The organism is Phaeovulum vinaykumarii (assembly GCF_900156695.1).
Taxonomy (GTDB): Bacteria; Pseudomonadota; Alphaproteobacteria; order Rhodobacterales; family Rhodobacteraceae; genus Bieblia_A; species Bieblia_A vinaykumarii.
Map to the genome: position 1 here is coordinate 22,136 of NZ_FTOM01000010.1, position 21,723 is coordinate 43,858.

Sequence of the window (21,723 nt, forward strand, 5' to 3'; positions counted from 1 at the left end):
GGCCGCTGCCGGCGCCCCTGCGCGCCCCATGCCCTGCGCGCCCCGTGTCTTGCGCGCCCCGTGTCCTGCGCCCCTCGCGCCCGGCCCGGCCTCAGCGCGCCAGAATGCGGGCGCGCAATTCCTCGCGCATCAGCCCCTCGTCCAGCCCCTGATCGCGTGCCAGCCGGCGCAGGCCGAAATGGACCCGCGCGATCTCCTGATAATAGCTGGTGAAGGTCCAGTTGATCGCCGCGCCCGCGACCGCGCCCAGCACGGGCGCCGATTGCGCGGCCAGCTTCTGGCCCATCGCCGCCGCCAGCCGCGGCGCCACGCGCGCGATCATCGTGTTGAGGCTCTGGCCCGTCAGCGTGACCTTGAGCGCCAGGAACCCCACATCGGCGCCATCGTCGCGCGCCAAGGGCCCCGCCGCAGCCATGACCTGAAGGCATTCGAGACGCACCTCCGGATCGGCGGGATCAAAGCCGTGTTCCTCGGCGATGCCCTGGATCGCGCGCAGAAGGACCGTGATCGTGAAAGGCAATTCCGCCAGCGCGCCGGGCAGACCGCCAAGGCCCCCCGCCGCGCCCATCGCCGTCGCCAGCGCCGTGTTGACCCAATCGGATTGATCCGCAATCGACCCGCGCGAGGCCGCCGCGGCGTGAAAGGCGCGCTCCAGGGCGACCTCGGTCGCATGGTCGAGCCGCGCGCGCACCGGCCCCGGCAGCCGCCGCAACAGCCCTTCGGCGCTGGCCCCCACCATGCTCAGCACTTGCATCCCCAGCCCCGAGGCCGCCCGGTGCCGCGCGGCCAGCGCCTCGAGCGCGCCCAGCACCTGGGGGTCGGAAATGGGTTCGAAGATCACCGCTTCGCGCAGTTCGGTTCCGGTCATGACATCCCCCGGCTGACGGCCCGTTCCGGGCCCCGACGCCTTCTGATATGGGATGCCCGCGCGCCCGCGTCCAGTGGCGCCCCTCAGCCCGCGTCGTCGCAGAAGCGCGTCACCCGGCCGGTCACGCCCGCCCAGGCCCCCGGCACCAGATCGAAGCCCAGCACGCGGTCGGGGTTGGTGGGCGGGGGCATCTCGACCCCCGAAAGCCGGGTGAACCCGAAGCGGCCGTAATAGGGCGCATCCCCCACCAGAAGCACGCGCGCCCAGCCCAGCTTGCGCGCCTCGGCCAGGCTCTCGTGGATGAGGAGCGCGCCCAGTCCCTCGCCCTGGCGGGTCGGGTGCACGGCCACGGGACCCAGCAGCAGCGTCGGCGCCCCGCCCACCCGGACCGGCCAGTAGCGGATCACCGCCGCCAGCGTGCCGTCGCCGTCGCGCAGCACCAAGGACAGGTCGGCCACCTTCTCGACCCCGTCGCGCAGCCGATAGGACGACAGCGCCGTGCGGCCGGGCGCGAAGCACAGGTCATAGAGCGCCTCGACCTCCCACCAATCCGCGTCGGTCTCGGTCCTGAGTTCGTACATCGCCCCGCCCTTCGCCCCTGTCCCTCGGCGTTCGTTCGCGCCGCCCTAGCATGTCGCGGCGGCCGGCGCAAAGAGGCCCCGGATGCCATTAACCCGCATGCAACCTTGCCGCGTAATACTGGCGCTCATCACGCAAGTCGGACATCGCCATGCCCCTCGATCCAGGCCCTGCCCCGGGCAAGACCGATCTTCATCTCGACGCCATCGTCCGCGACGCCGAGGCGCTGGGGCGCGACATCGTCGATGTTGCCGCCTTTCTCGATGATCTCGACAGCGCGGCACATGGCCAGATGGCCGAATTGTCCGGCGCGCGCGACGCCGCCAATGCCGTGGCCGCGGCGAATGCACGGGTGCAAAGCGCGGTCGATCTTGTGGCCCAATCGGCCGAGGACACGATGACCGCGGTCACCGGCTCGGCGCGGGTGCTGCGCGAGACAGGCACGCATACGCGCAGCGTGGCCGGCTGGGTGCAATCGGTCGAGACCAAGATGGCCGATGTCGCCGCCACGCTCGATTCGGTGCAAAGCTCGAACACCGAAATCGCGGGCATCGCCTCGCAGGTCAACATCCTGGCGATCAACGCCAAGATCGAAGCCGTGCGCGCGGGCGACGCCGGGCGCGGCTTTGCCGTCGTGGCCGAGGCCATCAACGAATTGTCGCGCAAGACCGCCACCGCCGCGGCCACGATCTCGCAGGCGATCTCGGGGCTGAGCGACCGCATCGAGACCTTGCGCGCCGAGGCCGCGCGCGTCTCGGTCGATGCCGGCGCGGTCATCACCGGCGCCACCGAAACCGATCAGATCCTGACGCGGATGACCGCCTCGGTCGAGGCCACGCGCGGGGCTGCCCTCGACATCGCTGCGCGCGCAGGCGAAGTGCGCGCGGCCAACGATCAATTCGCCCCGGCCTTCCGCGCCCTGTCCGAGACCACCCGCGCCACCGCCGATGGCGTCCACGAGGCGCGCGAACGTGTCGACGGTCTGGTCAGCCTGGGCGAAAGCATGGTCCAGAACGCGGTTCTGGCCGGGGGCACCCATGGCGACGGCGCCCTGATCGAATTCATCCGGCAGACGGCCGAGGAGATCGGCGCGCTTTTCGAGGCAGCCATCGACCAGGGCCGGATCGACGCGCAGCGCCTCTTCGATCAGCGCTATACCGAAATCCCGGGCACCGATCCCGCACAGGTCATGGCCCCCTATACCAAGCTGACCGATGCGATCTTGCCAGCGGTTCAGGAGCCTGCGCTCGATCTCGATCCGCGCGTGGTCTTCTGCGCCGCGGTCGACCGAAACGGCTATCTTCCGACGCATAACCGCAAATACTCCCAACCCCAGAGCAACGATCCCGACTGGAATGCCGCGAATTGCCGAAACCGGCGGATCTTCGATGACCGCGTGGGGCTGAGCGCGGGGCAATCCACCGCGCCCTTCCTGATCCAGATCTATCGCCGCGACATGGGCGGCGGGAATTTCGTGCTGATGAAGGATCTGTCCGCGCCGATCCATGTGCGCGGGCGGCATTGGGGCGGCTTGCGGATGGGCTATCGTTTCTGAACCGCGCCCCGGCGTGCCCGAACAGGAAAAAGGCCGCCGTGTGGAACGGCGGCCAGGTGGCGCTTCGGGATCCGGGGATCAGACCTCCCCGGCGACGATCAGGCAAGAAGCGCGAGGCAGTGAACGAAATGATCGGCGGTCAGAGCGGCCCGCCCAGGCTGAGACCCGCCACGAGAATGACCCCGAGAGAGGCCGCCCCCAGCGCGTCATGCCACATGCTGTCGGCCGGCAGGCTCAGCGCAGTGCGCGCAAGCTTCAGGGAACGTTGAAGAATGTGGATCTGGACCATGGCACCCCCCTTTTGTTGCCACTTTGTTCTCATATCCTTTCCGCGCGTGCAAGAACTTTTTGAGAACATCTAGCCCACGCCGATCAGCGCAATCGCCCGGTCCTGCCGCATCAGCCACAGGAAATCGCGCACCGCCCGCCCGCGCGGCCCCGCAAGTTCCGGGTCATCGGCCAGCAGCTTGCGCGCATCTTTCTGCGCAATCGCCATCAGCCCGGCCTGGCGTTCGAGATCGGCAATGCGAAACCGCGGCAGCCCCGATTGCGCCGTGCCGATCACGTCACCCGCCCCGCGCATGGCCAGGTCTTCCTCGGCGATGCGGAACCCGTCCTCGGTCTCGCGCAGGATCGCCAGCCGCCGCCGCCCGGTCTCGTTCAGCGGCGCGCGATAGAGCAGAAGGCAGGTCGAGGCCGCCTCGCCCCGCCCGACCCGGCCGCGCAGCTGGTGCAATTGCGCAAGTCCAAAGGTCTCGGCGCGCTCGATCACCATGATCGAGGCCGCGGGCACGTTCACCCCCACCTCGATCACCGTGGTCGCCACCAGAACGCGCGTCTTCCCGACCACGAAATCGGCCATCGCGGCGTCTTTCTCGGGCCCGGCCATCTGACCATGCACCAGCCCGACGACCCCCTCGCCCAAATCCTTGCGCAGCTGGGCAAAGCGATCCTCGGCCGAGCTCAGATCAACGACTTCGCTTTCCTCGACCAGTGGGCAAACCCAATAGGCTTGTCGCCCTTCGGCCATCGCGCGCGCCAGATGGGCCACGACCTCGCCGATCCGGTCATCGGGGATCAGCGCGGTCTGGACAGGCTTGCGCCCCGGCGGTTTCTCGTCCAGCACGCTGATGTCCATGTCGCCGCATTGCGCAAGCGCCAGCGACCGCGGGATCGGCGTCGCGGTCATCACCAGCACATCCGCCGCCACGCCCTTTTGCGCCAGCTCCATGCGTTGCGCGACACCGAAGCGGTGCTGCTCATCAATGATGACAAGCCGTAAATCCTGGAATTCCACATCTTTCTGAAATAATGCATGGGTTCCGACCAGAACCTCGATCCGCCCGGCAGCAAGGTCGGCCAGTTTTGCCGCGCGCTCGGCCTTGCGGTCCCGTCCCGTCAGAATTTCCAGACGAATGCCCGCCGCCGCCGCCAGGGGCGCCAGCCCGTCGAAATGCTGCCGCGCCAGGATCTCGGTCGGCGCCATCATCGCGCCCTGCCCGCCTGCCTCGACCGCCGTGAGCAGCGCACCAAAGGCCACCAGCGTCTTGCCCGCGCCGACATCGCCTTGCAGCAGGCGGTTCATCCGATGCGGCGCGACCATGTCCGCGGCAATCTCGGCCATCGCGCGCTCCTGCGCACCGGTCGGACGATATGGAAGGGAATTCAGAACCTTGTCGCGCAAAGCTCCAGTTCCGACCGTGCTGCGCCCGCGGCTCCGGCGCACCTTGGCCCGGGCCAGGGCCAGCGTCATCTGATGGGCGAAGAACTCGTCATAGGCCAGCCGCGCACGCGCCGGGGCATGCGCGGCCAACGCGTCAAGCCCGCGCGGCGCATGCGCGCCCCGCAGGGCCGCAGTCCAATCCGGCCACCCTTCCCGCGCCTTGAGCGCCGGGTCGATCCATTCGGGCAGATCCGGAACCCGGCTCAGCGCCTCCTGCGCGGCGCGCGCGACCTGGCGAGGCGACACACCCGCCCCGGCGGGATAGATCGGCTCGAACTCCGGCAGATCCCCGGCCGCGTCCAGAGGCAAGATATGATCGGGATGCGCGATTTGCGCACGTCCTTCGAAAACTTCGAGCTTTCCCGAAATTACTCTCCGTTCACCCAGAGGCAATTGCGCCTCGAGCCAGGCCGGGCGCGCATGAAAGAAGACCAGCGTGATCTCGACCTGCCCATCATGCACGCGCACCCGCGCCGGGGCACCGCGACGGCGCGCGGGCAGATGCTCGAGCACCTCGACCGCCAGCGTCACCACCGTCCCCGGCGCCGCCCCCGTCACCCCGGGGCGCAGGCGCCGATCGATCACCGAATGCGGCAACAGGAACAGCAGATCGCGCGGCGCCTCGATCCCCAGCGCCTCGAAAGCCCGGGCGGTCTTGGGGCCGACGCCGGGAAGCGAGGCCAGCCCGGCAAACAGCGGAAACAGGACCGCCGGCCGGCCGCTCATGCACCCTCCACCAACGCGATCCAGGCGTCTTCGTCGATGACGCGGACCCCCAGATCGGCGGCCTTCTTCGCCTTGGACCCCGCGCCAAGGCCCGCCACCAGGATATCGGTGCGGGCCGAGACCGAGCCCGAGACGCGGGCGCCCAGGGCTTCGGCGCGGGCCTTGGCTTCGGCGCGGGTCATCCGCTCCAGCGTGCCGGTGAAGACAAGCGTCATCCCGGCGATGGGGCTGTCGGTGTCGATGCGGCGTTCTTCGGGAAGAATCTCGACATATTTCAGAAGGTTGTCCACCGCCTGACGGTCCGCCGAATGGGTCAGCGACACCACGAGCGAGCGCGCCGTGGTCGCGCCGATCCCGTCGATCGAGACGAGTGTCTCCCAGGCGGGCTCCTCGAGCGCCTGCGCCGCCTCGACGGTTTCGAGAAGCGCCGCCCAGGTGGTGAAGTGGCGCGCCAGAAGCTGCGCGGCGGCCTCGCCGACATGGCGGATCCCCAGCGCGAACAGGAAACGCGCCAGGGGGATGCGACGCTTGTCGTCGATCGCGGCAAAGAGGTTCGCCGCCGATTTCGGCCCCCAACCCTCGCGGTTGCGAAGCTGTTGCAGCCCGCTCCCGTAGCGTTCTTCGAGACGGAAGATGTCGGCCGGTTCGCGGATCCAGTTGTCGGCGAAGAAGGACTCGACCTGCTTGGCGCCCAGCCCGTCGATGTCGAAGGCCGCGCGCGAGACGAAATGCTTGAGCTTCTCGACCGCCTGCGCAGGGCAGATCAGCCCGCCGGTGCAGCGGCGCACGGAATCACCTTCGTCGCGGATGGCGTCCGAGCCGCATTCGGGACATTTATCAGGAAAGACAAAGCGTTGCGCCCCATCCGGGCGGCGCGTGGGGTCCACATCGGCAATCTTGGGGATCACGTCGCCGGCGCGATAGATCTTGACCCAATCGCCTTCGCGGATGTCGCGCCCCTCGCGGATGGACGCGCCAGAGGAATCGCGCCCGGCGATGTAATCCTCGTTGTGGAGCGTGGCGTTCGAGACCACGACGCCGCCCACGGTGACCGGATGCAGCCGCGCGACGGGGCTGAGCGCGCCGGTCCGCCCGACCTGGATCTCGATCCGTTCCAGCCGGGTCCAGGCGGTCTGGGCGGGAAACTTGTGCGCGATGGCCCAGCGGGGCGTGGTCGAGCGCGTGCCCAGACGCGCCTGCAAGGCCAGATCGTCAACCTTGTAGACCACGCCGTCGATGTCATAGCCCAAGGTGGCGCGCTGACGTTCGATCGCCTCCCAGGTGGCGATCAGGCTGTCGAGATCCGGGCAAAGCTGCATCAAGGGATTGATCTGAAAGCCCATTTCACCCAAGCGCGCAACGGCTTGCATCTGACTTGCGGCCAGCGGGGCGCTGATCTCGCCCCAGGCATAGGCGAAGAAGCGCAGCGGGCGCGCGGCGGTGATCTGCGCATCGAGCTGGCGCAGCGACCCGGCCGCGGCATTGCGCGGATTGGCAAAGGTCTTGCCCCCGCTTTCGGCCTGGCGCGCGTTGAGCGTTGCGAAATCGGCGTGGGACATGTAGACCTCGCCGCGCACCTCAAGGATTTCGGGCGCATCGGGAAGGGTCTGGGGAATATCGGCGATAGTGCGGGCGTTGGCGGTGACGTTCTCGCCCATTGTGCCGTCGCCGCGGGTGGCGGCCTGGACAAGGCGCCCGCCCTCATACCGCAAGGACAGCGACAACCCGTCGATCTTGGGCTCGGCGGTGCAGGCTACGGGCGTTTCGGCGGAGAGCCCGAGATAAGACCGCACCCGATCCAGAAAATCGGCGACATCATCGCGCGAGAAGGCATTCCCCAGCGACAGCATGCGCCGGGCATGCGTGACCTTGGAAAAGCCCTCGGCGGGGGCGGCGCCGACCTGCGCGGTCGGGCTGTCGGGCTGGGCCAGATCGGGGTGGAGGGATTCGAGCGCGATCAGGCGCTGTTTCAGCGCGTCATAGTCCGCATCCGAAATCTCGGGGGCGTCGTCACGGTGATAGGCGGTATTGGCGGCGGCCAGCCGTTGGGCAAGATCCGCCATCTCGGCACGGATGGTCTCGATCTCCGCGCCCTGCCCTTCCCGGTTCCGATCCTTGGCCATGCCTGCCCCCTGAACGCTGCCCCGCCCGAGATAAGGCCGGGCGGGCCGCGCGTCCAGAGATCAGGCGCGCAGCGCCAGCCGCGGTCCGTCGGTTTGTTCGGCCGGCGCGGGATCGCGCAGCACATAGCCGCGGCCCCAGACGGTCTCGATGTAGTTCTCGCCGCCCGTCACTTCGGAAAGTTTCTTGCGCAGCTTGCAGATGAACACGTCGATGATCTTGAGCTCGGGCTCGTCCATGCCGCCATAGAGATGGTTGAGGAACATCTCCTTGGTCAGGGTCGTGCCCTTGCGCAGGCTGAGCAGTTCCAGCATCTGGTATTCCTTGCCGGTCAGATGCACGGGCTTGCCGTCCACATCCACCGTCTTGGCGTCCAGATTGACCGAGATCTTGCCGGTGCGGATGATCGACTGCTAATGCCCCTTGGAACGACGGATGATGGCGTGGATGCGGGCAACCAGTTCTTCGCGGTGGAAGGGCTTGGTCATGTAATCGTCGGCGCCGAAGCCGAAGCCCTTGATCTTGTTCTCGGTGTCGTCGGCCCCCGAGAGAATCAGGATGGGCGTGTCGATCCGGGCCATGCGCAGCTGGCGCAGAACCTCGTGGCCGTTCATGTCCGGCAGATTCAGATCCAGCAGGATCAGATCGTAATCATAGAGCTTGGCGAGGTCGATTCCCTCTTCGCCAAGGTCGGTGCAATAGACGTTGAGGTTCGCATGCGTCAGCATGAGCTCGATGCTGCGCGACGTCGTCGGATCATCCTCAACCAGTAGAATCCGCATCCTGAGTTCTCCGAATTCATCCCTCGTTCACGATCAGCTTCACCGCAAATGGTTAACGCGATGTTACTCTCGCATGAATTCGGCGGAATTCAACCTAAAGTTGCCGATATTTCTGGATTGCGGTGACCTTCAGGGCAACTTCGCCATGTTTCTTGACCGCATCGGCCCACAGCGCGAACTCTTCCTCGCTCAGGCCATAGCGTTCCAGCACCTCGGACAGGGGAATCAGCCCATGCGCCACGGCTTTTACGATGGTTGCCTTGCGGCTGGCCACCCAACGTCGCGTTTCCTTGGGCGGCAGATCGGCACGCGTCAGGATGCTGCCATCGGGCAGCGTCACGGCGCGCGGCCCATCCACTTTCTTGAGATACATAGGGACACCCCTTCCTTCTTCACCACGGGCAGAATGGCATCCGGGACTTAAGGAGCGGTGAAACGGGGGTTGAGAGTGCCTTGCATTTTCCTATATTCCCGAGGTTTCCCGAAAGGATGCCGAAATGTCCGCGCTGAATTCCCTCGGTCTGCCCAAGCCGCCCGCGAAGACCCGCGTCGTCGTGGCGATGTCGGGCGGCGTGGACAGTTCGGTCGTGGCGGCGCAGCTGCACGAACAGGGCTATGATGTCGTGGGGGTGACGCTTCAGCTTTACGACCACGGTGCGGCGCTGGCGCGCAAGGGCGCCTGCTGCGCGGGGCGCGACATCCACGATGCCCGCCGCGTGGCCGAATCGCTGGGCTTTCCGCATTATGTGCTGGATTACGAGAACACCTTCCGCGAGGCCGTGATCGAGGAATTCGCCGATGCCTATCTGGCCGGCGCGACGCCCGTGCCCTGCATCCGCTGCAATGAGCGGGTGAAATTCCGCGACCTGCTGGAGACCGCGCGCGATCTCGAGGCCGATTGCATGGCCACGGGCCATTACATCCGCCGCTTTGACGGCCCGGCCGGGGCCGAGCTGCATTCGGCCGCCGATCCCACCCGCGACCAGAGCTATTTCCTGTTCTCGACCACCCGCGAACAGCTTGAATTCCTGCGCTTTCCTCTGGGCGGGCTGGCGTCGAAGGCGGAAACGCGGGCGCTGGCGGCGCGCTATGGGCTGGCGGTGGCGGACAAGCCCGACAGCCAGGATATCTGCTTTGTCCCCGACGGCAATTACGCCGCCCTGATCGAGAAACTGCGCCCAGGTGCGGCCGAACCGGGCGAGATCGTGGACACCGCGGGCCGCGTTTTGGCCCGCCACCGCGGGGTGATCCATTACACCATCGGCCAGCGCCGCGGTCTGGGGATCGGCGGCCTGACCGAGCCGCTCTATGTCGTGCGCCTTGATCCCGAGACACGGCAGGTCATCGTGGGCCCCAAGGCCGATCTGGCCACCCGGATCATCCGCGTCGAACAGGTCAACTGGCTGGGCGACGGCGATTTCCAGGCGGGCGAGCACGAGGTGCGGGTGCGCGTGCGCTCGACCCGGCCGCCGCGGCCCGCGCTTTTGCGCGCCACCGCCCCCACCCGCGCCGAGGTCGAGCTGATCGACCCCGAAGAGGGCGTGAGCCCCGGCCAGGCCTGCGTCTTCTATGCCCGCGAAGGCACCCGCGTGCTGGGCGGCGGCTGGATCGTCAAGGCGTGATCGGGGGCCGCCCGGTGCGGCGCCCATGCGAAGGGGGGCGTGCGGGGGGCGGCGTGCGCTTTGGCGTAAACTTTTCTTAAGCTCATTCACGGAACGCAACGGCTTAAGAAGTGTAAAGGCTTTCCGTCGCTTGCGTGACGCAGTTGAGGGCCGGTCTCAGCCCGCCGCGCGCCGCGCAAGGAAGCCCAGAACCGAGCGCGCCGCGCGCAACCCCGGATCTTCGTCGCCCCGCCCCAGCAGATCCAGCGCGCGGTCCATGCAGGCGCGCTGCGCACCCACGGCCTTGGGGTCGTTGAGCAGCACCGCCAGCGCCTTGGAGATCGGGCCGGGGCGGCAATTGCGGCCGATGAATTCGGGGATCGTGCGCGTCTCGGTCACCAGATTGACCAGCGTGACCGTCTCGACCCGCACCATCCGCTGGATGATCGCGCGCGACAGCGGCGCCATGTCATAGGCGATCACCATCGGCGTGCCGGCCGCGGCCAGCTCCAGACTGACCGTGCCCGAAGCCGCCAGCGCCAGATCCGCCGCGGCAAAGGCCGCGCGCTTGTCGGCGTCCTCCTCCAGCACGATCGGCGCCACCGGCCAGCGCGCCGTCATCGCCCGCACCATCGGCGCCACGCCCCGCACCGTGGGCAGCACCACGCGCAACCCCGGCTCGCGGTCGCGCAGCCGCATCAGCGCCTCGTCGAAGCGCGGCGCCAGGCGCGACACCTCCGAGCGGCGCGAGCCCGGCAGACACAGGGCCAGCGGCTGATCGGGGCCGATCATGTAGGTCTCGCGGAAGGCGGCGGCCTCCTCGGGGGTGGCCTGCGGCTCGGCCACGACCGGATGGCCGACGCAATCGCAGCTCATGCCGGCGGCTTCCATATAGGGCGGCTCGAACGGCAGCAGCGCCAGGACGTGATCGACCACGGGCGCCATCTTCTGCGCCCGGCCCGGCCGCCAGGCCCAGACCGACGGCGCCACGTAATGCACCACCGGCAGATCGGGGCGCCGGGCCCGCACCGCGCGCGCCACGCGCAGGGTGAAATCCGGGCTGTCGATCGTGATCAGGACATCGGGGCGGGTCTCGAGCACGGCGGCGACGGTCTGATCCAGCCGCGCCTTGAGCGCGGAATACTGACGCAGCACCTCCCACAGGCCCATCACCGACAGCTCGTCCATCGGAAACAGGCTGGCAAGGCCCTGCGCCGTCATCTGCGGACCGCCGATGCCCACGATCTCGGTGCCCGGCGCCAATGTGGACAGCCCCGCCAGCAAGGCCCCGCCGAGCCGGTCGCCCGAGGCCTCGCCCGCGATGACGAAAACCCTCATGCGCGCGCCCAGAGCCACAGGCCAAGCGCCTCGGCGCGGGCCAGCGTGGCGGCGCGGTCAAGGATCATCACGCCCCCCGCGGCGATGGCAATGCCCGAAAGCCCCGCGGCATGGGCGCCCTCGACCGTGGACGGACCGATGGCGGGCATGTCGATGCGCAATTCCTGGCCGGGCTTGGGCGCCTTCCACAGAACCCCGCCTGCGGGCAAATGCGCGCGATGGGCGGCCACGAAGGCCAGCATCGCATCGGTGCCGGGCACGGTTTCAACGGCCAGACATTGCCCGCGCGCGACCACGGCACCCTGCCCCACATCGACCGCCCCCAGGGCCTCGACGATCTGGGCGGCGCGGGTCACGTCGGCCTCGGCCTCGGGGCCCGGCGTGCCGACCAGGACGCCCGGTTCGGCCACGAGATCGGGCAGCAGATCGGCCGCCCCCACGACCGCCAGATCCCAATCCTCGAAGATGGCGATCACCTCGCGCAGGGTTGCGTCGTCGCCGGCCTGCATGGCGGTGACGATCCGCGGCACCATCGCCGCGGTGCGCATGTCGAAAAGCGCCGGGTCCAGCCGCGGGCGCCGCAGCCCGCCGGCAAAGACCACATGCGTCACGCCCCGCTCGCACAGGCTGTCGAGAAAGGGCACCAGCCGTTCCAGACGAAAGCTCTCGGCGCCCGCGATCCCGCGGCCAAAGCCCTCAAGCTCGGCCACCAGGGCATCGGGATGGGCCGCGGCGAGCCGTTCCGGCAAGGTGCCGCCCCCCGCGATGATGGCAAGCGCGCTCATTGCGGCGACAGGAAGCTGCGGTCCGACGGACCCAGGATGAAGTCCAGCACCTCCTGCACGGTGGCGGCGCGCGGATCGGGGCTTTCGGCGATCTGGCGCGCGGTCTGGCGCATCTGTCCGCCGCCAAGCGCGGCATAGAGATCACGCAGCGCGTGGATGTCCTCGCGCGCGGTGCCGCGGCGCTTGAGCCCGACCAGGTTCAGCCCGTCCAGACCCGCCCGCGGCCCCTGCACCAGACCATGCGGCAGCACATCCGCCGTCACCATGCTGAGCGCCCCGATCATGGCGCCGCGGCCGATGCGCACGAATTGATGCACCCCCGACAGACCGCCCACGATCACGTCATCCTCGATCACGCAATGGCCCGCGACAGCGGCATGGTTGACCAGGATCACCCGATCGCCCAGCCGGCAATCATGGGCCACATGCGCGCCCGCCATCAGCAGGCAATCATCCCCGATCGAGGTCACCCCGCCGCCGCCTTCGGTGCCGGGGTTCATGGTCACATGCTCGCGGATGCGGTTGTTGCGCCCGATGACGAGGCGGGTCTTCTCGCCGCGGAACTTCAGATCCTGGGGCACCTCGCCGATCGAGGCGAAGGGAAAGATCACCGTGCCCGCGCCGACCTCGGTGCAGCCGGCCACGACGACATGGGATTTCAGCTCGACGCCGGGGCCGAGAACGACCTCTGGGCCGACCACGCAGAAGGGCCCCACCTTGGCCCCTGCGGCGATGCGCGCGCCGGGCGCCACCTCGGCCAGGCGATGCACCTCGGCATCCTCGTGGATCGCGGGCGCGCTCATGGCTCAGGCCTTCGGGGCCATCATGGCGGTGAACTCGGCCTGCGCGGCCAGCTCGTCCCCGACCATCGCCCGGCCCTCGAATTTCCAGATCTTGCCGCCGCCGCGCTTGGCAGTCACATGCAGTTCGAGCACATCGCCCGGCACCACCTTGCGGCGAAACTTGCACGCGTCGATGCCCATGAAATAGGTCACCATGTCCTTGTCGATGACATTCATGCTGACCCCCACCACGATGGCGGCGGTCTGGGCCATCGCCTCGACGATCAGCACGCCCGGCATGACCGGTTCGGCCGGGAAATGGCCGGTGAAATGGGGTTCGTTGACGGTGACGTTCTTGATGCCCACCGCCGAGGTGCCCAGCACGATGTCGCGCACCTTGTCGATCATCAGGAACGGATAACGATGCGGAATGATCCGCTGGATCAGGGCCAGATCGGCTTCGGTGATGGCAGCGGTCTGCGGCGCGGTCTCGGTCATGAACCCGTCTTTCCTGCAAGAAACTTGGTCGTGCGCCGGTCGGGCGCGGTGATGCTTGCTAGCAACCGGGGCGAGGCTTGGCAAGACGCCGGGCCTCGCGGCGCCGGGTCGCGCCGACGCCGGACAACGCGATCCGGCTGCGCCTCTCAGCCCCCGTCAGGTCCGTCCGAAAGCGCGTCGGGCTGGCCGGTCGCGCCCGCCCCCGTCGGCAGATCGAGCGGTCCACCGGGCGCGGGGATCGCCGCACCCGGCGCCGGGTCCGCGGCGGGATCGGCTGGGGCGGCGGGCGCAAGCTCCGGTGCCGGAGCCTCGGCTGGCACGGCCCCGCGCGGAGAAGCGGCGCCGTCCCCCAGTCGGTCGTTGAGCGCCGAGATCAGTTCGTCGGTGACATCGACTGCATCGGTGGCCACGAAGACTTGCTTGCGGTCCAGGATGACCACTGCCCCGCGGCGCGCCAGAACCTCGCCCACGGCGGGAAGGGCGGCCTCGATGAAGGCGGCGCGCTCGGCTTCGGCCTGGCGGGCGATATCGCGGGACTTGGCCTCCTGGGCGCGGCGAATGCCGACGACACGCGCATCAAAGGCGTCGGCGGCGGCGCGGAACTCCTCAGGCGCCATCTCGGCGCGCCGTTCGGTCAGGCTGCGTTCCTCGGCGGCCAGATCCGCCGAGATGCGCTGGTTCTCGGCCTCGAGATCGCGCAGCCGCGCGCGGGTCTCGGCCAGCACGCGCCGGCCCCAGGCGGATTCGCCATAGACCCTGTCGCTGTCGACCGTCAGCACCGGCGACACCGGAATGGCCCGCCCCAGCGGCGAGGTCACCTGCGGCACGCCAAAGCCAAGGCCGACCTCGGGCGGACGCTCCTGCGCCAGGCCCGGCGCGCCCCCCGCCCCGAGCACCATCCCCGCCAGCGCCAGCGCCGCAACGCCGCGCCGCGGCGGCAAGACCTGCACCGCGTGGGCCCGGCCAGGTCTTCCCCTGTCAGGTCCGACGCCGGTCATGCCCTCAGAACCGGGTCGAGATGGTCAGGTCGAAGTTCTGTTCCTCGTCGTAGTCTTCCTTGACCAGCGCCTTGGCGAAGTTGAAGCGCAGCGGCCCCAGCGGCGTGGTCCAGAAGACCGACACACCCGCCGCGGCGCGGGGCTTGAAATCCTCGCTCTGGACGTTGATCCCGCCGGCGGTCGTGCTGAGACCCCAGATCGACCCGACGTCGAAGAATGCCCCGCCGGTGATGCCGTATTCCTCGGGCAGGCCCAGCGGGAATTCGGCCTCGAAACGGGCGACGGCGTAATAATTCCCGCCCAGCACGTCCTGGTTGGCCGCACCGATATCGCGCGGGCCGATGCCGCCGGGTTCGAAGCCGCGGATCTTCGAGCCATTCATGAAGCGGTCGATGACGCGGCTGTTGCCCTTCATGAAGCCGATCGCCCCGGCCTCAAGCTCGGCGCGCAACAGCAGGTCGCGGCTGGCCAGGCGTTTCTCGGCCGAGGCCAGCGCGGTGGTGCGCACCGCCTGCACATCGCCCCCCATCCCCAAGAGATCCTGCGACACCTGAAGCAGCACGCCCGCATCCGGGTTGAGCCCGGTCTTGCGGGTGTCATAGCTCACCGTATAGCCCAGCCCCGAGGACCACAGCGCCCCGATCTCGTTGGTCAGGATCGGCGAGGAGCCGGCATTGACCGACACGAGGTCGTCATAGGACAGCGTATAGCGCAGCTCGAGCCGGGTCCGTTCCGACACCGGGAATTCGATCGAGGGCGTGATCCCGCCCATCCGGGTCGAGAAATCGGTGCCCGAGGAATCGTCCGAGGTGTTGTAATAGGCGTTGAACTTGAACTTCAGGTCGCGGCCCAGGAAATAGGGCTCGATGAAGGTCAGCGAGTTCTTCTGGTCATCCGAGCTGGTGCCGATGCTCAGCCCCAGATATTGCCCGCGCCCCAGCAGGTTCGATTCCTGAAGCGAAACGTTGACACCGAAGCCCGAATTGACCCCATAGGACGCCCCGAAGGCCAGCGACCCGGTGGGCTGTTCCTCGAGATTGACGTCGACGATCACCTTGTCGGAGGTCGAACCGGGGCGCGACTGCACGTCGACATTCGAGAAATAGCGCAGCGCGCGCAGCCGGTCGGCGGCCTCGCGGATCTCGCGCGGGTTGAAGGGATCGCCTTCGACGCTGCGGAACTGGCGGCGCACCACCCGGTCCAGCGTGGTGACATTGCCTTCGATGTCGATGCGTTCGACAAAGACCCGCGGCCCGCGCGACAGCACGAATTCCACGTCCAGCGTCTGGGTCTCGGGGTGGCGGGTGATGCGCGGCTCGACCCGAAGGAAGTTGATGCCGCGCTGAAGCGCCAGCGCCTCCATGCGCGAGATCGAATTGTCGATGGCCAGCGGCGAATAGGTCACGCCCGGCTTGATCTTGAGCGCGGCCTGGAAATCCCCGGCCGGCACGCCCTCGATCTCGGAACGGGTGGTGATCCGCCCCAGCGCATATTTCTGACCCTCGTGGATCTTGAAATTCAGGAAGAAGCCATCGCGCGAGCGAGCCATTTCCGAGGACACGCCCTGAACCTCGGCGTCGATATAGCCGCGGGCGCGGTAGAAATCGACCAGAAGCTTGCGGTCGAACTCGATGCGCTCGGGCACGAAGGTGTCGCGGCTGATGATGGCGCGGAAGATGCCGGCCTGCTTGGAGTCGAGCACGCGGCGCAGGCGGCTGTCGGAATAGGCGCGGTTGCCGGTGAAGGAGATGCGCTCGACCTCGCTCACCCGGCCCTCGCGGATCTCGAAGGCGATATCGACGCGGTTGCCGGCGCGCCGGATCACCTTGGGATCGACGCGCGCGGCCAGCCGCCCGGTCTGGGCATAGGCATCGGCGATGCTCTGGGCGTCGGCCTCGAGCTGCGAGGGCGAGAAGACGCGGCGCGGCGCGATCTTGATGATCCCCTGAAGATCCTCGTCCTTGATGCGCTTGTTGCCCTCGAAGGCGACGCGGCTGACGGTGGGATATTCGGCCAGGCGGATGACAAGGCGCCCGCCCTGCGGCACCAGTTCGACGCGTTCGAACAGACCCGAATCCTTGAGGCGCTGATAGGCGTCGTTGAGCGCGCCGCCCGACAGCTGTTCCCCGCGCGCGATCCCGGCCAGCGACAGGACCGTGGCCGGTTCGATCCGCTCCAGCCCCTCGATCGACACCTGATCGAAGCGGAAATTCTGTGCCAGCGCCGGCAGCGGCGCCGCCACGAGGCCGGCCAGCGCAAGCGACAGCGTCGCGCTGCGAAGACTGACCGTCGCGGGGGTTTTCCGCGATTTCGAACCCTGCCCACCGACCGTCATGCGCCACTCCAGATCAGATCGTGAAATCTTCGTCAAAGTGAGTAGCGGGAAAGCGCAGCCTTGTCAAAACACCCGAGGCCGCGCCGCGCCCCTTTCCGAGCGCGTCGAACCACCTCGGGCCACAAGGACTTGCGCCGTTCAGGTCGTGTGACGCTTTAACTGGTGAATGCACCCGCAGCAGGCCCGCGGCCGGGCCGACATGACAAGGGCGCCCTCCGAAGGGGACGCCCGGACATTTCGCACCGCGTCGAAAGCGGCGTCAGGGGCCGCGAAGCCCTTGCAAATCTGCGGTTTCAGGCCGCGCCGCGCGGGGCAGAAGGTCAGGGGCGCTGGATCATGTAGGGCGCGGCATCGCGCAGGGCGGCAATCTCGCCGGCGACCCAGCCGGCCGAGACAAGCGCCACCGCAATGGCCAGCGGCAGGAAAAGACGGTCGAGCCCCAGTTCGAGGATGAAGGCCAGACCGCCCTCGTGAACCTTCATCTTTTCCAGTCCGATCCCGTGCATCTCGAATCCCCCTTGGCGCCTTGCTTGCCAGCGATTCCCCCGACGCCCTGATTAGAACGGGTTTATGGCCGAATTGGGGCAGGCCGCAGAGAATGGGCCATCATCCTTAACGAAGCCTTACCAAAACACCACCGGGCCAAGCGTCGCGCCGCGGGCGGACGGGGATCGCCCGCAGGATCACGGGCAGAAGAGATCGTTGGTCAGACCAAAGGCCGTCATCGTCAGGATCAGCGCCAGACCGGCGGTGGTCAGGAAACCCAGCACCCGGTTCGAGGGCGCGCGGCCGGTGATCGCCTCCCAGGCGTGGAAGATCAGATGGCCCCCGTCCAGCACCGGGATCGGGAACAGGTTGAGAAGCCCCACCGCCGCCGACAGCACCCCGATGAACCAGACGAAGTTCTGCGCCCCCGTCGCCGCCGCCGACCCCGAGGTTTCGGCAATGCCCAGCGGTCCGCGCAGGTTGCACGTCGAGATCGCGCCGGTGATCATGTGCCACAGCCCCGACAACGACGAGGTGATGACGAAGCTCAATTCGCCCGTGGCCTTGCCGAGCGCCTCGATCACGCCGGTGGGGCGCGTCGCCGGGTCGAAGAAATAGCCCCCCGTCGCGCCGATGATCCAGCGCGTCTCGAACCCCCCCGAGCGCAGCGGCAGATCGGTCGACCGCGGCGTCAGCGTGCGTTCGAACACCGTGCCCGTGCCGTCTTCGCCGGGGCGCCAGACCTCAAGCGCGACGGGCGTGCCCGCGGCCGCGTTCACGACGCGTTGCAGGTCGGAAAAGGTCGATAATTCGATCCCGTTGGCCGCCAGGAGCACATCGCCCTTGGCCAGCTCGGCCTCGACCGCGGCCGAGCCCGGCGCAACACCGCCCAGCCGCGGCGGCGACACCGGCGGCCCCGTCACGACCAGCCGCGCGCCGTCGCGCTCGACCTCATAGGTCATGGTGCGCGTGCCTGCGGGCGGGCTCAGCAGCGCGTCGAGATCGGCATAGCTTGCAACCGCCCGCCCCTCGGCGCCCACGATCACGTCGCCCGCCTGCACGCCCCCCGCCCCCTGCGGCAGCGCATGAAGCCCGCCGACAGTGGGTTGCGTGACCGCCGTGCCCGAGGCGATGTAGACCCCGGCAAAGACCACGATCGCCAGGATGAAATTGGCCACCGGCCCCGCCGCGACCGTGGCCGCCCGCGCCCAGAGCGGCGCACCATGCAGCGACTGGCGGCGCGTCTGTGCGTCCATCCCGTCCATGCTGGCGGCATCGGCGCTGGCCGAGGCGGCATTGGCGTCGCCCAGGAACTTGACGTAACCGCCGAACGGAAAGGCCGCCACCTGCCAGCGCGTGCCATGCCGGTCCACCCGCGAGAAGAGCCGCGGCCCGAAGCCGATCGAGAAGACCTCGGCGCGGATGCCCGACCACCGGCCCACGATGTAATGGCCGAATTCGTGCACCGTCACGATGATCGACAGCGCCACGACAAAGGCGGCGATCGTGAGGCCAAGATCACCGAAATCGGGCAGGAGACTTGCAAGGTCCAAGATTTATTTCCTCATCCGCGCGATGTGTCCCGCAGCGATATGGCGCGCCTCGGCGTCCCATCCAAGCACATCGTCGAGAGTTTTCGGCAAGGCGGCAAAACCCGGCCGACCCGCGGCCTCGGAAAGCGTCGCCTCGACCACCGCCGTCATGTCGAGAAAGCCGATGCGCCCGGCGATGAAGGCATCAAGCGCGGCTTCCTTGGCGGCGTTGAAGGTGGCCCCTGCCATGCCGCGCGCGGCCATCACCTCGCGCGCCAGACGCAGCGCGGGGAAACGTTCGAGATCGGGCGCGATGAAGGTCATCTGCGCCACCTGCGCCAGATCGAGCCGCGCCACCGGCAGATCCGCGCGCGCCGGCCAGTTCAGCGCATAGCCGATCGCATGGCGCATGTCGGGCGCCCCCATATGCGCCATCAGCGCCCCGTCGACAAAGCCGACGATCGCGTGGATCAGCGATTGCGGGTGGACGATGGCTTCGATCCTGTCGGGGTCGATGCCGAAATATTCCCGCGTTTCAATCAGTTCCAGCGCCTTGTTGAACATCGAGGCCGAATCGATCGTGATGCGCTGCCCCATCGCCCAATTGGGATGGGTCGAGGCCTCGGCGACCGTCGCCGTCGCCAGCCGCTCAAGCGGCCAGTCGCGGAACGCCCCCCCCGAGGCGGTGATGATGACGCGCTCGACCTCTTCGATGCGCTCGCCGACAAGGCCCTGGAAGACGGCGGAATGTTCGCTGTCGACGGGCAGGATGCGCGCACCGTGGGCGGCGGCCTCGGACAGGAGGAGCGGCCCCGCCGTCACCAGGCTTTCCTTGTTGGCCAGCGCCAGCGTGGTGCCATGGCGCAGCGCGCGGAAACCGGGCGCAAGACCCGCGGCACCGACGATCCCCGACATGATCCAGTCGGCCGGCCGGTCGGCGGCCTCGAGAAGCGCGTTGGGGCCGGCCGCGGCCTCGATGCCGCTGCCCTGAAGTGCCGCACGCAGGTCGGGAAGCGCGTCCTCGTAGGCGGTCACGGCGACCTCGGCCCCCAGCGCGCGCGCCTGTTCGGCCAGCCGCGCCACCTGCCGCCCGCCGGTCAGGGCCACGACGTCATAGGTTTCGCGCCCGCCCTGGCGCATCAGCAGATCAAAGGTGCTTTCCCCGATCGAGCCGGTGGCGCCGAAGACGGTAATCTTGCGTTTCGTCATCTCTCTCACATCCCTCCGCCGGGCAGGGGCAGCGGCACGACAAGGCCGAGCACCATGACCGCCACCACCGCGCCCGCAAGCGCGTCGAACCTGTCCATCACCCCGCCATGGCCGGGGATCAGGCCGGAACTGTCCTTGACCCCCGCGCGGCGCTTGATGGCGCTTTCGGCGATGTCCCCCATCTGGCCGGCGAAGGCAACCGCGACCGACAGCACGGCCAGCGCGCCGGGGGCGGCGGTCCCGCCCGTGGCGCGGTCGATCCCGGCCACCAGAAGCCCGACGATCGCCGCCGCGACCCAGCCCGCGACCGTGCCCGACCAGGTCTTCTTGGGGCTGACGCGCGGCCAGAACCTGGGCCCGCCAAAGCGGCGCCCGGCGAAATAACCCGCCACATCCGAGGCCACGACCACCGCAACAAGCCACAGGATCGACAAAAGGCCCGCGCCGTCGCGCAGCACCACCATACCGTAGCCGGTCAGCATCACCGCCAGCGCATAGAGACCCACGATCCCGCGGTCGCGCCGCGGCCGGGCCAGCGCAACCAGCCCCGGCACCGCCAGCGCCGGGAGCGCATAAGCCGCGCCATCCAGCGCCAGCACCCCGGCCAGAACCCCGGCCGCCAGCGCCCCCAGCGCCCCGGCTTCGACCCGCCGCCCCGGCGCGGTCATCGCGCAAAGCTCGTAGATCATCGCCCCCGCAACCAGCAGCGCAAGCGCCTGGAACCACGCCCCGCCCGCCGCGATCGCGCCCCCGCCCAGGGCCAGCATCACCAGCCCCGACGCCGTGCGCGCGCGCAGATCGCCCCAGTTCGGGGCCTTGCCCGCGTTCGGGGCGTTCTGCGGGGGCGTGTCGTTCTGCGGGGGCGTGTCGGGGCTCTTGTCCTGGCGGGTCTCGTTCATCGGGTCTTCGCGCCTCCGAACCGGCGTTCGCGCGCGGCGAAACGCGCAAGGATCTGTTGCAGTTCCTCGGGCGAGAAATCCGGCCAGAGGGTCGGGGTGAACTCGTATTCGGAATAGGCGGCCTGCCAGGGCAGGAAGTTCGAGCTGCGCAATTCGCCCGAGGTGCGGATCACCAGATCGGGGTCGGGCTGGCCCACGGTGTCAAGGCCCGCCGCCAGCGCCGCGAAGTCGATCTCGTCGGGGGCCAGCCGCCCGGCGGCCACCTCGCGCGCAAGGCGGCGCGCGGCGCGCACGATCTCGTCGCGGCCGCCGTAATTGATGGCCACCGTCAGGTTCAGCCGGGTGTTGGCGGCGGTGCGGTGCTCGATGCCGGTCATCAGGTCGCGCAGGCGCCGGTCCAGCTGGCTGCGGTCGCCGATGAAGCGCATCCGCACGCCTTCCTTGGACAATTCGTCGGCTTCCTTGCGGATATAACGCGCGAAAAGCCCCATCAGCCCCACGACTTCCTCGCGCGAGCGGCGCCAGTTCTCGGTCGAGAAGGCATAGATGGTCAGCCATTCGACGCCCATGTCCGGGCAGGCGCGCACCACCTGCTTGACGCGCTCGGCGCCGCGGCGGTGCCCGACCAGGCGCGGCCAGCCGCGCTCGCGCGCCCAGCGGCCGTTGCCGTCCATGATGATGGCGACATGGCGCGGCGCACCCGCACCGCCGGCGCCCTGCGGCACGCCGGAACCCGCGGCCAGGATACGCGCCGCGGCCTCGGCGGCTTCCTCGGGGGTGGCGGGGCCCTCGCCGCAGGGGGCGGGGTCGTCCGAGCCGTCCCCCGTTACCAGATCGGAGACGGCGCCCAGCAATGCCGCGCGCTCATCGGCGGGGACATCGCCCCCGCAGGGGGGTGCGGGAAGA

The 21,723-nt window shown here is 68.7% G+C and carries 19 protein-coding genes and 1 pseudogene; 2 read left to right on the forward strand and 18 right to left on the reverse strand.

Annotation, left to right across the window (positions count from 1 at the left end):
* Positions 1-91: 91 nt before the first annotated feature.
* Together BW949_RS14885 and BW949_RS14890 are read right to left on the reverse strand one after the other, a co-directional pair.
* The gene (locus BW949_RS14885; protein WP_076367457.1) at positions 92-868 is read right to left on the reverse strand and encodes an EcsC family protein; all 777 of its coding nucleotides are present in this window, start codon (positions 866-868) and stop codon (positions 92-94) included.
* A gap of 83 nt (positions 869-951) precedes the next feature.
* The gene (locus BW949_RS14890; protein ID WP_076367459.1) at positions 952-1,449 is read right to left on the reverse strand and encodes a GNAT family N-acetyltransferase; all 498 of its coding nucleotides are present in this window, start codon (positions 1,447-1,449) and stop codon (positions 952-954) included.
* A gap of 149 nt (positions 1,450-1,598) precedes the next feature.
* Here BW949_RS14890 and BW949_RS14895 point away from each other — a divergent pair, with 149 nt between their 5' ends.
* Positions 1,599-3,002 (forward strand): methyl-accepting chemotaxis protein, encoded by a 1,404-nt coding sequence (locus BW949_RS14895; RefSeq protein WP_076367461.1) that lies wholly within the window; start codon positions 1,599-1,601, stop codon positions 3,000-3,002.
* A 139-nt stretch (positions 3,003-3,141) separates the two neighbouring features.
* On the opposite strand, the gene BW949_RS17085 is transcribed toward BW949_RS14895, so the two are convergent.
* The 5 genes and pseudogenes from BW949_RS17085 to sciP all read right to left on the reverse strand — a co-directional run bounded on the left by BW949_RS17085 (position 3,142) and on the right by sciP (position 8,727).
* The gene (locus tag BW949_RS17085) at positions 3,142-3,291 is read right to left on the reverse strand and encodes a hypothetical protein (RefSeq protein ID WP_159440073.1); all 150 of its coding nucleotides are present in this window, start codon (positions 3,289-3,291) and stop codon (positions 3,142-3,144) included.
* Between the two features lie 69 nt (positions 3,292-3,360).
* Complete coding sequence (gene recG / locus BW949_RS14900; RefSeq protein WP_076367463.1) at positions 3,361-5,451, reverse strand: ATP-dependent DNA helicase RecG; 2,091 nt, start codon at positions 5,449-5,451, stop codon at positions 3,361-3,363.
* Positions 5,448-7,574, reverse strand: a complete 2,127-nt coding sequence (gene ligA / locus BW949_RS14905) for an NAD-dependent DNA ligase LigA (RefSeq protein WP_076367465.1) — start codon at positions 7,572-7,574, stop codon at positions 5,448-5,450. The genes recG and ligA overlap by 4 nt, the downstream gene beginning before the upstream one ends.
* A gap of 60 nt (positions 7,575-7,634) precedes the next feature.
* Positions 7,635-8,354, reverse strand: a pseudogene (gene ctrA / locus BW949_RS14910) (response regulator transcription factor CtrA).
* Between the two features lie 94 nt (positions 8,355-8,448).
* The gene (gene sciP, locus BW949_RS14915) at positions 8,449-8,727 is read right to left on the reverse strand and encodes a CtrA inhibitor SciP (protein ID WP_076367467.1); all 279 of its coding nucleotides are present in this window, start codon (positions 8,725-8,727) and stop codon (positions 8,449-8,451) included.
* A gap of 124 nt (positions 8,728-8,851) precedes the next feature.
* On the opposite strand from sciP, the gene mnmA reads away from it, so the two are divergent.
* Entirely contained in the window at positions 8,852-9,976 is a 1,125-nt protein-coding gene (gene mnmA, locus BW949_RS14920; protein WP_076367469.1) for a tRNA 2-thiouridine(34) synthase MnmA, read from the forward strand.
* A 156-nt stretch (positions 9,977-10,132) separates the two neighbouring features.
* On the opposite strand, the gene lpxB is transcribed toward mnmA, so the two are convergent.
* The 11 genes from lpxB to uppS form a co-directional block, all read right to left on the reverse strand.
* Positions 10,133-11,293 (reverse strand): lipid-A-disaccharide synthase, encoded by a 1,161-nt coding sequence (gene lpxB / locus BW949_RS14925; protein ID WP_076367559.1) that lies wholly within the window; start codon positions 11,291-11,293, stop codon positions 10,133-10,135.
* Complete coding sequence (locus tag BW949_RS14930; protein WP_076367471.1) at positions 11,290-12,078, reverse strand: LpxI family protein; 789 nt, start codon at positions 12,076-12,078, stop codon at positions 11,290-11,292. Before BW949_RS14930 ends, lpxB begins: the two co-directional genes overlap by 4 nt.
* Positions 12,075-12,881: an acyl-ACP--UDP-N-acetylglucosamine O-acyltransferase gene (gene lpxA / locus BW949_RS14935; protein ID WP_076367473.1), complete on the reverse strand. Its 807-nt coding sequence runs from the start codon at positions 12,879-12,881 to the stop codon at positions 12,075-12,077. Before lpxA ends, BW949_RS14930 begins: the two co-directional genes overlap by 4 nt.
* 3 nt (positions 12,882-12,884) lie before the next feature.
* Positions 12,885-13,358 carry a 3-hydroxyacyl-ACP dehydratase FabZ gene (gene fabZ / locus BW949_RS14940; protein ID WP_076367475.1) on the reverse strand — a complete coding sequence of 158 codons (474 nt, stop codon included), beginning with the start codon at positions 13,356-13,358 and terminating at the stop codon, positions 12,885-12,887.
* Between the two features lie 146 nt (positions 13,359-13,504).
* A complete protein-coding gene (locus BW949_RS14945; protein WP_076367477.1) occupies positions 13,505-14,308 on the reverse strand; it encodes an OmpH/Skp family outer membrane protein in 804 nt (267 codons plus the stop codon).
* Positions 14,309-14,360: 52 nt separating this feature from the next.
* Positions 14,361-16,691 carry an outer membrane protein assembly factor BamA gene (gene bamA, locus BW949_RS14950; protein WP_076367479.1) on the reverse strand — a complete coding sequence of 777 codons (2,331 nt, stop codon included), beginning with the start codon at positions 16,689-16,691 and terminating at the stop codon, positions 14,361-14,363.
* 320 nt (positions 16,692-17,011) lie between these two features.
* Complete coding sequence (locus BW949_RS14955; RefSeq protein WP_076367481.1) at positions 17,012-17,197, reverse strand: hypothetical protein; 186 nt, start codon at positions 17,195-17,197, stop codon at positions 17,012-17,014.
* A gap of 177 nt (positions 17,198-17,374) precedes the next feature.
* On the reverse strand, positions 17,375-18,730 hold the full coding sequence (gene rseP / locus BW949_RS14960) for an RIP metalloprotease RseP (RefSeq protein WP_076367483.1): 1,356 nt from the start codon (positions 18,728-18,730) through the stop codon (positions 17,375-17,377).
* Between the two features lie 3 nt (positions 18,731-18,733).
* Positions 18,734-19,918 (reverse strand): 1-deoxy-D-xylulose-5-phosphate reductoisomerase, encoded by a 1,185-nt coding sequence (dxr, locus tag BW949_RS14965; protein ID WP_076367485.1) that lies wholly within the window; start codon positions 19,916-19,918, stop codon positions 18,734-18,736.
* A gap of 5 nt (positions 19,919-19,923) precedes the next feature.
* Positions 19,924-20,817, reverse strand: coding sequence for a phosphatidate cytidylyltransferase (locus tag BW949_RS14970; RefSeq protein WP_083947795.1), 894 nt, complete (start codon positions 20,815-20,817; stop codon positions 19,924-19,926).
* A complete protein-coding gene (gene uppS / locus BW949_RS14975) occupies positions 20,814-21,542 on the reverse strand; it encodes a polyprenyl diphosphate synthase (protein WP_268875858.1) in 729 nt (242 codons plus the stop codon). Before uppS ends, BW949_RS14970 begins: the two co-directional genes overlap by 4 nt.
* Positions 21,543-21,723 lie beyond the last annotated feature (181 nt).